Consider the following 11446-nt stretch of genomic DNA (forward strand, 5'->3'; position numbering starts at 1 on the left):
GATCGGCATCCCGTCCCGTTCTTCGTCGTCGGGGGTTCAGCGGCGTCGGCCGTTGCCGAACAGCCCGCGGATGACGCCGTTCACGATGCTCTTCGTCGCCCCACGCCCGAGCAGACCGTCGAGGCCCGCGGAGGGCGCGCTCGTGCGGCTGCGCGGGGCAGCCGTCGACGTCAAGATGCGGTCGTACTCGCGTTGCGCCTTCTTCTGCGCCTCGGCGTTCGCCTTGTCGATCGCGGCCTTCTGCTTCGCGTACTCGGCGGCGTCGGCGGCGTCCTTCTTCGCGCGCTCGGCCGCAGCCTCGGCCTCGGCCGCCGCCTGCATGCGGGTGCCGAGGATCTCGCGCGCCGACTCGCGGTCGATCGAGGTGCCGTAGGTGGAGAAGAGGGGGGATGCCGACACCGCCGCCGCCAGGGCCTCGGCGGGGATGGGCGACATCGAGGCGCGCGGGGCGAAGATGCGCGTCCACGCGACGGGCGTCGGGGCCCCGCGTTCGCTCATCACCGTGATGATCGCCTCGCCCGTCCCGAGTTCCTGCAGCACGCGCTCGAGGTCGTATCCCGAGTCCGGGTACGTGCGGACGGACGCGCGCAGCGCCGCGGCATCGTCGGGCGTGAAGGCGCGCAGGGCGTGCTGTACCCGCGAGCCGAGTTGCGCGAGCACGTCGCCGGGAACGTCCTTCGGCGTCTGCGTGACGAAGAAGACCCCGACGCCCTTCGAGCGGATCAGCCGCACGGTCTGCGTGATCGCCTCGAGGAACGCCTTCGACGCATCGCGGAACAGCAGGTGCGCCTCGTCGAAGAAGAACACGAGCTTGGGCTTGTCCAGATCGCCCACCTCGGGCAGCGCCTCATACAGCTCCGCGAGCAGATACATGAGGAACGTCGAGTACAGCTGGGGCCGCGCCGCGACGTCGGGCACCTCCAGCAGGCTCACGATGCCCGCGCCCGTGGCATCCGTCCGAAGGAACACCGAGACGTCGAGCTCGGGCTCACCGAAGAAGGTGTCGGCGCCGACCGCCGCGAAGGCCACCAGCTCGCGCAGGATGACCCCCGCCGTCGCCGCGGACAGCCCACCGATACCCTTCAGCTCCGCCTTGCCCTCGGCGCTCGTGAGGAAGGTCAGCACCGCGCGCAGGTCGGAGAGGTCGACGAGTGCCAGCCCCTTCTCGTCGGCGTAGTGGAACACGAGACCGAGGCTCGACTCCTGCGTCGGGTTGAGTCCGAGCACGCGACTGAGCAGCAGCGGGCCGAAACCCGAGACCGTGGCTCGCACCGGGATGCCCGAGCCCGCGTTATCGCCCAGGGCGAAGAACTCCGTGGGGAACGAGCGCGCCGACCAGTCCTGTCCGAGGGCGGCGGTGCGCGCGAGCAGTTTCTCGCTCGAGACGCCCTGGGCGGCCAGTCCCGACAGGTCGCCCTTGATGTCGGCGGCGAACACCGGCACCCCGTTCTCCGACAACTGCTCGGCGAGCAGCTGCAGCGTGCGCGTCTTTCCCGTCCCCGTCGCGCCGGCCACCAGACCGTGGCGGTTGGTCATTGAGAGGGGGATGCGCACGGGGACGGATGCCACCGGCTCGCCGTTCACGAGCACGCCGAGGTCGAGGGCGGGCCCGGTGGCGGCGTACCCGGCGGCGATCGTGTCGACCTGCGCGGCGGAGAGCGGGGCGACGGCGGAGGAGGCCGGGGCGGATGTGCCCGCCGCGGGCACTGCGTCGTTCTCGTCGGCCGGCAGCGTCGCAGCATCCGCTGACGGCGGCGTCGCCGCAGCCCGCTCCTCCGGCGGTGCGGCCGGCGCCGGGTCGGACGACGCCTGGCCCGCCGCTCGCGCGCGTGCGGTCGCGGCCGCCGCCTCCGCCGCGGCGAGATCGGCCCGGGCGCGCGCCAGCCGGAGTTCGGCCTCGGCCGCCGCGGCTTCGGCACGAAGACGCGCGAGCTCGGCGTCGGCCGCCGAGGGATCGTCGGACGAAACGGAGGGCACGGCGCCGGGCTCGCTCATGCGCGACAGCCTACGACTCGGCCGCCGTTGCGGCATCCGTCTTGCGTGCGGAACGGATGGCCAGTCGGTCTTCGTCGCGGGCGCGCAGGCGCGAGAAAGCCGCGGCCAGGATCAGTGCGGCTCCGGCGCCGATGAGCGCCCCACCCGCGGTGTCCGAGAGCCAGTGCGCGTGCAGGTAGGTACGGCTGAACGCCATGAGGACCACCCAGGCCACCCCGACGATCCTCACCCACAGGTGCGGGAACAGGACCGCGGCGACCACCGCGATGGTGGCCGCGTTGGCCGTATGCCCCGAGGGGAACGAACCGTAGTCGCTCACGATGAGGATGTCCTGCGGTCGCGCTCGGCCGAACGTGTGCTTGACGACCTGCACGAGAAGGGCGCTGCCCACCGAGGCGGTGACGAAGTACAGCGCCGACCATCGCCGACGAGAGAGGAAGAGCGCCAGGGCACCCAGAACCGGCACGATCAGGACGGCGGTGAGATGCCCCCCGACCGTGTCCATCGCGATCGCGAAGACCAGGAGCGGCTGCGACGGCGCCGACGCGAACAGCTGATTCCACCACACGTCGATCGCGAACGGGCTCGGCCCGCGAAAGAACACCCACGCCCCGAGGCCGCACGCCAGGGCGATCAGCACCACACCCACCGTGGCACGGAAGCGCTGAGGGCGCGTGTCGAGCACATCGTCGATCGCGGAGGCATCCATCGCCTCATGATGCCGTCTCGTCGGCGACGGAGGAATGGGTCGGTCCCGGGAGCGAACCCCCGGGACCGACCTGCTACTGTGTGCGCCGCCGACCGGTCGACGCGGTCCGATCAGGGCGCGAGGCGCTCCACCGTGCGCGGGCGCACGAGCAGCCACAGCGACAGCACACCGATGACGGCGCAGCCGAGCATGACCGAGGCCATGGTCGTGGCGGTGATGCCCGAACCGGTGGCGAGCAGGCCGACCAGCGGCGAGATGATCCCGGCCACGCCGAAGTTCGCCGCCCCGATGATCGACTGTGCTGTTCCCGCAGCCTTTCCGTGGCGATCGAGGGCGAGCACCTGAGCGCAGGGGAACGTGAAGCCGCACGCGGTCATGAAGAAGAACAGCGGCACGATGGTTCCCCACAGCCCGAGGCCCAGCTGGTCGGTCAGCACGATGGCGCCCCCGGCCAGGACGAGCACCGCCGTCGATACAGCCAGCACCCACTGCGGACCGAACCGGGCGGCGAGGCGCGACGCCACCTGCACACCGACGACGACACCGATCGAGTTGGCCGCGAACAGCACGCCGTAGCCCTGCGCGCTGAACTGATAGGTCACCTGGAAGAGGAACGACGATGCCGAGAGGTACGAGAACAGTCCGCTGAAGGTCATCGCGCCGATGATGAGCACGCCGATGAAGACGCGGTCGCGGAACACGCTCGCATAGCGCTGCCAGACGGTCGTGGCACCGGGGCCGCCGCGGCGAGCGGGCGGGAGGGTCTCGGGCACGAACAGGATCGCCGAGACGAGCATGACGGCGCCGTACACGGCGAGGACGACGAAGATGCCGCGCCAGTTCATCACCAGCAGAAGGGCGGAGCCCGCGAGGGGCGCGAGCACGGGCGCGACGCCCGACACCATCGCCATGCGCGAGAGCATCACGACGAGCCGGCGACCGCCGAACAGGTCGCGGATGATGGCGGCGGCCACGACGCCGCCGGCGGCGGCACCCGCGCCCATCAGCACGCGCGCGATCGACAGGGTCTCGAGCGTCGGCGCCGAGGCGGCGAAGATGCTCGCGGCCACGTGCAGAGCCGTGACCGAGAGGAGGGGAAGCCGACGCCCGACCTTGTCGCTGAGCGGACCCACGATGAGCTGTCCCAGCGCGAATCCGATCATCGTGCCCGTGAGGGTCAGCTGGATCGCGGCCGCGGTCGTCTGGAAATCGGCCTCGAGCACGGGGAACGCCGGCAGGTACAGGTCGATGGTGAACGGACCCAAAGCCGTGAGCGCGCCGAGCACGAGGATGTACAGGAATCGACGCGATGCCGGAATGGCATCACCCGGGTGCAGCACGATCGGCGCCGTGGCGGGGTTCGTGCCGATCGCGCGGATCGCGCCGGTGTTCGTCGGCGCGGGGCGGGACGACGAGGGGATGACGGGGTGGGAGGCAGTATCGAGCACGCGTCTGGTTTCGTTTCGCAACACGGACAGCCCGACGGAATCGGGCTGAGAAATAAGGGGGATCGTCGAACCTCGAATCGATTCGACATCGTCATACTATCGTGGCCACCCGTACCCCACCATCCCGGGCTCGCGGTTTCCTCCCAGGCCATCGGCCCATTCACCCGCATAGGCTGGGGGCGTCGGCGGCTGCCGATGTGTCCCGCCGCGAAGAGAGACAGAACACAGCGCATGACCTCCCCCTCCGACAAGCGAGCCAGCGGCAACCCCGCCAAGCAGGCGCAGATCGACCTCACCGTCAAGCAGCAGCGCGAGCAGAAGCGCCAAGAGAAGCTCGCCGAGTACCAGAAGCAGGTCGCGAAGCGCAAGCGCGGCAAGCTCGTGTGGTGGGTCGTGGGTTCCACGGCCGCGGTCGCGGTGATCGGTCTCGTGGTGGCATCCTTCGCCTTCGCCCCCGCTCCCCCCACGAGCTACCAGGCCGGCAACAGCACGGGCCGTGAGATCAGCGGTGTGCAGACCTTCGAGAACCGCTCCGACCACGTGCAGGGTGCCGTGACCTATGAGCAGAACCCGCCCGCCGGCGGCCCGCACAACCCCTACTGGTTGAACTGCGGCGTGTACACCGAGCCCCAGCAGAACGAGAACGCCGTGCACTCGATGGAGCACGGTGCCATCTGGGTCACGTACGACCCCGCTCGCGTCGACGAGGCCGGCGTCGACGCCCTCAAGGCGGTCTTGCCCTCGAGCTACGCGATCCTGTCGCCGTACCCGAACATGGACACCCCCGTCGCCGTCAGCGGGTGGAACCACCAGCTCAAGGTCGACGACCCCACCGACCCCCGCATCAAGGAGTTCTTCACGGAGTTCTGGCGCAGCCAGAACGTCCCCGAGCCCAACGCCGCGTGCTCGGGCGCCATCGACGGTCCGGGCAAGGCCTGATGAGCGAGGACGCCCCGGTCGCGCGTCCCGCGGTCCGCTGGGTCGTCGTCGCTCTCGTCGCCGTGGCGGTGATCGCCGTCGCGTTCGCGGTCGGGCGCTTCACCGCGTTCGGCGCGACGGCGGCACCCGCGCACCCCGGCGAGAACTCGGCGGAGGCCGGCTTCGCCCGCGACATGCAGGTGCACCACACGCAGGCGGTGCTCATGGCGATGGAGATCTACCGAAAGACCGACGACGACGAGCTCCGCACCCTCTCGTACGACATCGCCACCGCCCAGTCGGGCCAGCGCGGCGAGATGTACGGGTGGCTCGTGCAGTGGGGCCTCCCCCAGTCCTCGAGCCAGCCGCTCATGACGTGGATGGAGAAGTCGGGCGAGCACAGCCATGGCGATACCGCGGCGCTCACGCAGGAGCAGCTGCTCACCGAGATGGGCATGGCCACCGACGCCCAGCTCGACGAACTGCGCAGTGCCCAGGGGCAGCCCGCGGACTGCGTGTTCCTCCGGCTGATGATCCGTCACCACGAGGGTGCGATCCCCATGGCCCAAGCCGTTATCGAACTCGGCTCTGACGCACGCGTGAAAGAGGTCGCCGGCGCGATCGTGACCGGCCAGTCCGCCGAGCTCGACGCGATGCGCGACATCCAGTCGCGCCTGTCCTGCAGCGCCTGACGCCCGCGTTCGGTCCGCGTCGCGGCATCCGCTCCCGCCCCCCTCACGCATAAACGCGATCCGCACCCGTAAACGCGCGCTCCTCGCGTTTTCACGTGCGGATCGCGTTTATGCGTGGGGATTGCGTTCATGCGCCTTCTCGGTCGCCGTTCCCGCTCCGCGGCCGCGCGCCGGACCGTCCGCGGCCCCTCGCCAACGCCCGCCCGCGGCACGGCATGCGCTCCCGCTCGTCACGCGGCATCCGCTCCCGCTCACCGCGCGGCACGCGATCCCGCACTGCACGGCACGCGATCCCGCCCACTGCACGGCACGCGCTCCCGCCCACTGTGCGGCACGCGCTCCCGCTCACCGCAGGGCATGTGCTCTCGCTCGTCGCGCGGCATCCACTCCCGCTCACCGCGCGGCACGCGCTCCCGCCCACTGTGCGGCACGCGCTCCCGCCCACTGTGCGGCACGCGCTCCCGCTCACCGCAGGGCAGGGCTCCCGCCCCCTCACGCATAAACGCGATCCACACCCATAAACGCGCGCTCCTCGCGTTTTCACGTGCAAATCGCGTTTATGCGTGGGGGTCGGCGGGTGAGCCGGGAACGGCGAAGGGGCGCGACACCCTTCCGGATGCCGCGCCCCTTCGGTCGAGACGGGCTCAGCCCTTCGTCGCTCCAGCCAGCAGACCGCGCACGAAGAAGCGCTGCAGCAGGAAGAACACGATGAGCGGAACCAGGATCGAGATGAACGTTCCCGCGGACTGCAGGAACCACTGGTCGCCCCAGGTGCCCGACAGCGAGTTCAGCGATTGCGTCAGAGGCAACGAGGACGATGGCGCGAAGATCGTCGCCACGAGCAGGTCGTTCCACACCCAGATGAACTCGAGCACCGCGAACGAGGCCAGAGCGGGAGCGGCGAGCGGCAGGATCAAGCGGAAGAAGATCTGCCCGTGTCCGGCACCGTCCACGCGCGCCGCCTCGATGACCTCAGCGGGGATCTCGGCGATGAAGTTGTGCAGCAGGAAGACCGCCAGCGGCATCGCGAAGATCACGTGCGCGATCCAGACGGTCGCGAAGCTGTGCTCCACACCGCGCAGGTCGAATCCCGGGAAGATCGTGACGTCGTTGATGGTCAGTCCGCGCGAGAACAGGCTCAGCAGGGGCACGAGGGCCATCTGCAGCGGCACGATCTGCAACGCGAAGATGAAGATGAAGAAGAAGTTGCGTCCCTTGAAGTCGATCCACGCGAACGCGTACGCGATGAGCGAAGCCACAGCGAGCGCGAACAGCACGACCGGGATGGTGATCGCGAGCGAGTTCAGGAACGACTGCGCCAGGGTCAGTGCGGTCCCGCCGGAGGTCAGCGCGAGACGGTAGTTCTCCAGCGTGAACGACGGGTCGGTGAACACCGTCCACCACCCCGACGACTGGGTGTCGGAACCCGGTCGGAACGAGGTGACGAAGAGACCGAACGTCGGGATCGTCCAGAAGAAGGCGATCACGATGGCCGCGATCGTCGCGCCCTTCGAGGTGAGGCGCTTGCGCGCCATCGCCTCGTGCTTACGCGTGTCGCGCGCGACCTGGCGGGCGGAGCGGGTGTCTGTGGTGGGTTCGATCACCACGGTCGAGGTGGTCATCGCACTTCCCTCTGCTTCCGGATCTGGCGCACGTTGAAGATGATCAGCGGCAGCACGAAGATGAACAGCACCACGGCCAGCGCCGCGGAGTGCCCGTAGCTCTGGAAGCGCTGCTGCTGGTTGACCATCTCGAAGGCGAGCACGGTCGAGTCGTTTCGCCCACCGGTCATGACGGCGACGATGTCGTAGATCTTCAGCGCACCGATCGCGATCGTCGTGAGGACCACGATGAGCGAAGAACGGATGCCGGGAACGGTGACGTTGACGAAGCGCTCCCAGGCGCTGGCGCCGTCGAGTTCGGCCGCTTCGTTCTGCTCCGGCGGCACGGCCTTGATGGCGGCCGAGAGGATGACCATCGCCAGTCCCGTCTGACTCCAGATGAAGACGACGACGAGCAACAGCGTGTTGATCAGCGGCGACGCCGCGAGCCACGAGACCGGCTGCCCGCCGAACGCCGTGACGATCGCGTTCAGCACGCCGATCTGGTCGCCCTGACGGAAGTCGTAGACGAACTTCCAGATGATGCCGGCGCCGACGAACGAGATCGCGAACGGCGCGAAGATGAGCACCTTGAGGTACTTCTCCCCCGCCGCGCGGTCGATGAAGACCGCGTAGGCCAGACCGATCGCCGTGGCGATGGTCGGGGCCAGGAGCACCCAGATGAGCGTGTTGATGACCGACCAGAAACCCTCGGGGTTCGTGAAGGTCCAGATGTAGTTCTCGAGACCGACGAAGTTGTCACCGGTCTTGTCGAAGAACGACTGGAAGAAGGTGGTGATGGCCGGGTAGACCAGACCGATCAGCAGCAGGATCGACGCGGGGGCCGCGAACAGGATCAGCTGGAAGAGGTACCCCGCACCCTGGCGCGAGCGGTAGTCGGCGTAGAAGAGGATCGCACCGAGCAGGATCGCGATGCCGATCACGTAGACGACGGCGTTCTGGTACGGGCGCAGAAGCATGAACGCCAGCACCGGAATACCGAAGCAGGCGATGAGCCGCAGCCAGAAGTATCCCTTGCCGGAGCGCGGCGCGTATTCGATGAGAAGCAGCAGAAGACCGACGACCGCGCCGAAGGCGACGATGACGAGGGGGATCTGGACGAGGGGGCTGAGCCCGCCGAGCCAGATGAAGAAGCTGTTGAGGCTGAAGCCCAGGGTGGTCGGCTTGGTCTCGGCGGGAGCCCGCGTGACCATGAAGAGGAAGAGCGCCACCACCAGGATGAGCCCTACGAGCACCACGAGCAGCGTGGTGCGATTGCGTGCGCCGGAGCCGCGCGTACGACGCTCGGCTCGTCCGCCCGGCGGAGGTGACGCCGTCGGCGCCTTCTCCGCGTTCTTGATATCGGTCATGACGTCCCTCCCGAACACGCCTTCGTGCTCATCGTTGAGTGCCCGTGTGGTGCGTGCGGGCGGAATAGAAGTATGGACCCGGATGGGCCGCCCGCGTGGCGGGCGGCCCATCGGTGGTGCGGCGGCTGATTAGTTGTTATAGCCGGTCTGGATGTCGCTCAGCACCTGGTCGGTCGGCGTACCGTCGATCCAGCTGACCATGCCCTTCCAGAACGAACCCGAGCCGACGGTGGCCGGCATGAGGTCCGAGGCGTCGAAACGCAGCGTGGTGTTCGGATCCTGGACGACCTTCATGGCCTCCTGGAGGAACTCGCTCGAGGCGAGCGACGGGTCGGCACCCTTGTTGGCCGAGATCACGCCGCCGAGCTTGACGCGGGCGTTGGCGAAGTCGGGCGTCGACATGAACTCGGCGACCTTCTGGACGTTCGCGTCGTCGGAGAAGGTCGTGACGAACTCGCCACCGCCCTCGACCGCGAGCTTGCCCTCGGTCACGCCCGGGAGCAGGAACGCGTAGACGTCGCCGTCGGGAGCGACGGTCGGCGTCTGTCCCGCGGCGTTCTTGACCGTGAGGAAGTTCGACGACAGGAACGAGGCCTGGTGCGTCATCGGGCAGCTGCCGTCGGCGACCTTGGCGGCCACGTCGGCGAAGGCGACCGAGTTGATGCTCTTGACGTCGCCGAAGCCGGCGTTGACGTACGAGGGGTTCAGCAGGATCTTGCCGGTGGCCTCGAAGGCCTCCTTGATCGGCGCGTCGGTGAACTTGACCTCGTTGGCGACCCACTTGTCGTAGACGTCGGCGCCGGACTGACGCAGCACCATGTCTTCGATCCAGTCGGTTCCGGGCCAGCCCGACGCGTCACCCGAAGCGAAACCGGCGCACCAGGGCGCCGCGCCCGTCTTCTGCTGGATCGTCGCGGTGAGGGTCATGAGCTCGTCGAGCGTCTTGGGGATCTCGACGCCCCACTCCTTGAACTTCGCGGGCGAGTACCAGACATAGCCCTTGAGGTTCGCGAGCATGGGGGCGGCGTAGAACGTGCCGTCCTCACTGCCGTAGGACTTCCAGTCCTCGCCCCAGTACTGGTCGACGTTCGACGACACGGTGTCGGACGCCTTCTTCACATCTCCCGTGCCGATGAGAGTCTTGAGCAGACCCGGCTGGGGAACGATCGCGATGTCGGGGGCATCGCCACCGGTCACCTTGGTGACGATGTTGCCCTCGAAGCTCTTGTCGCCGGTGTAGACGACCTTGATACCGGTGTCCTTGGTGAACTGGTCGAACGACTGGTTCAGCAGATCGGCCTCGCTACCGGTGATGCCGCCGGAGATGCGGACCGTCGTCTCGCCTCCGGAACCGCTCGTGCCGCCGCTGTCGCCTTCCGCGCAGCCCGCGAGAGCGATCGCACCGATCGCCAACAGCCCGACGGGCGCCAGCAGACGGTACCGCTGTGACATACCCATGTGGTCTCTCCTCTTTGAGTGTCTTGGTGCACCGGATCCCGTCGGGAACCGATTCCAGGCAACCGTAGAGGCAATCCACAAGAGTTGCAACCGACCTCAGGTCACGAACGGATAACTAGCGGAAAGACGCGGAAAACGGCCAGCAGATCGGGCCGGGACCGGTTCCACTTTCGCGAATTCTCGGATACTGTTTTCGAGGTCGACACGGATGTCGACCCCTCACGAGGAAGATCACGGCATGAGCGGAATCGCCGATGTGGCACGCCTGGCCGGCGTGTCGAAGTCGACGGCGAGCCGCGCCCTCACGGGCGGCGGCTACGTCTCCGACGGCACGCGCCAGCGCGTCGCCGACGCCGCGGCATCCCTCGGTTATGTGCCCTCGACGAGCGCGGTGAGCCTCGCGACGGGGCGGACGCGCACGATCGCCCTGATCGTTCCGAAAGTGAACCGCTGGTACTTCGGCTCGATCGTCGAGGGCGTGGAACGCACCCTGATCCCGCTCGGCTACGACGTCACGCTGTACGTCGCGGAGCCCGGCTCGAACGACCGCGAAAGCCTGTACTCGACCTACCTCGCCCGCAAACGCTTCGACGGCATCATCGCCGTCGCCCTCGAACCCGACGACGCCGACCTGGAACGCTTGGCGAACATCGGCAAGCCCGTGGTGAGCATCGGCAACGCCTTGAGCGGGGTGCCCACCCTCGGCCTCGACAACATCGCCATCACGCGCATCATCACGCAGCACCTCATCGCGCTCGGTCACACCGACATCGCCTTCGTCGGCAGCACCCCGCGCAGCGATGCGCCGGCGAAAGACGTCGACGAACGCTCCATCGGGTACCGCAACGCGATGAACGACCACGGCCTGGCCGTGCGGATCCGCAGCGTCCCCTCGACACTCACAATCACCGACGCATATGCGGCTGCGGCATCGTTCCTGGCCGACGCGGCATCGCGTCCTACGGGAGTGGTCGCTGCCTGCGACGAGGTCGCGATCGGCGTCATCATCGCCGCGCGCCGCATGGGCATCTCGGTCCCCACCGAGCTCAGCGTCGTCGGGATCGACGGGCACGACTACGCCGAGATGTTCTCGCTCACCACGATCGAGCAGTTCCCGCAGGCACAGGGAGTCGAGGCGACGCGCATGCTGCTCTCGATGATCGAGGGAACGGGCGATCACCCCGCGTGGCGCACCGAAGCGGACACGCGGCTCGTCGTGCGCGCCTCGACCGCTCCCCCGCGCTCCGCATAGACG

The 11446-nt window shown here is 68.4% G+C and carries 9 protein-coding genes; 3 read left to right on the plus strand and 6 right to left on the minus strand.

Features of this window, described 5'->3' with window-relative positions:
• Positions 1 to 36: 36 nt before the first annotated feature.
• The 3 genes from NE358_RS12875 to NE358_RS12885 all read right to left on the minus strand — a co-directional run bounded on the left by NE358_RS12875 (position 37) and on the right by NE358_RS12885 (position 4152).
• The gene (locus tag NE358_RS12875) at positions 37 to 1995 is read right to left on the minus strand and encodes a helicase HerA-like domain-containing protein (RefSeq protein WP_289939101.1); all 1959 of its coding nucleotides are present in this window, start codon (positions 1993 to 1995) and stop codon (positions 37 to 39) included.
• 10 nt (positions 1996 to 2005) lie between these two features.
• The gene (locus NE358_RS12880) at positions 2006 to 2704 is read right to left on the minus strand and encodes a phosphatase PAP2 family protein (protein ID WP_289939103.1); all 699 of its coding nucleotides are present in this window, start codon (positions 2702 to 2704) and stop codon (positions 2006 to 2008) included.
• 110 nt (positions 2705 to 2814) lie between these two features.
• Positions 2815 to 4152 (minus strand): multidrug effflux MFS transporter, encoded by a 1338-nt coding sequence (locus NE358_RS12885; protein WP_174799649.1) that lies wholly within the window; start codon positions 4150 to 4152, stop codon positions 2815 to 2817.
• A 231-nt stretch (positions 4153 to 4383) separates the two neighbouring features.
• On the opposite strand from NE358_RS12885, the gene NE358_RS12890 reads away from it, so the two are divergent.
• Together NE358_RS12890 and NE358_RS12895 are read left to right on the plus strand one after the other, a co-directional pair.
• Entirely contained in the window at positions 4384 to 5091 is a 708-nt protein-coding gene (locus NE358_RS12890; RefSeq protein WP_103205986.1) for a DUF3105 domain-containing protein, read from the plus strand.
• Complete coding sequence (locus tag NE358_RS12895) at positions 5091 to 5762, plus strand: DUF305 domain-containing protein (protein ID WP_116239212.1); 672 nt, start codon at positions 5091 to 5093, stop codon at positions 5760 to 5762. Before NE358_RS12890 ends, NE358_RS12895 begins: the two co-directional genes overlap by 1 nt.
• 644 nt (positions 5763 to 6406) lie before the next feature.
• On the opposite strand, the gene NE358_RS12900 is transcribed toward NE358_RS12895, so the two are convergent.
• From NE358_RS12900 to NE358_RS12910, 3 genes are all read right to left on the minus strand, one after another.
• On the minus strand, positions 6407 to 7384 hold the full coding sequence (locus NE358_RS12900) for a carbohydrate ABC transporter permease (RefSeq protein WP_103205984.1): 978 nt from the start codon (positions 7382 to 7384) through the stop codon (positions 6407 to 6409).
• Positions 7381 to 8733, minus strand: a complete 1353-nt coding sequence (locus NE358_RS12905) for a carbohydrate ABC transporter permease (protein ID WP_289939111.1) — start codon at positions 8731 to 8733, stop codon at positions 7381 to 7383. The genes NE358_RS12900 and NE358_RS12905 overlap by 4 nt, the downstream gene beginning before the upstream one ends.
• Positions 8734 to 8862: 129 nt before the next feature.
• Complete coding sequence (locus NE358_RS12910; RefSeq protein ID WP_103205983.1) at positions 8863 to 10191, minus strand: ABC transporter substrate-binding protein; 1329 nt, start codon at positions 10189 to 10191, stop codon at positions 8863 to 8865.
• Between the two features lie 238 nt (positions 10192 to 10429).
• On the opposite strand from NE358_RS12910, the gene NE358_RS12915 reads away from it, so the two are divergent.
• Positions 10430 to 11443 carry a LacI family DNA-binding transcriptional regulator gene (locus NE358_RS12915; RefSeq protein WP_103206414.1) on the plus strand — a complete coding sequence of 338 codons (1014 nt, stop codon included), beginning with the start codon at positions 10430 to 10432 and terminating at the stop codon, positions 11441 to 11443.
• The last annotated feature ends 3 nt before the right edge of the window (positions 11444 to 11446 follow it).

It is taken from the genome of Sphingomonas sp. G5 (genome assembly GCF_052660795.1).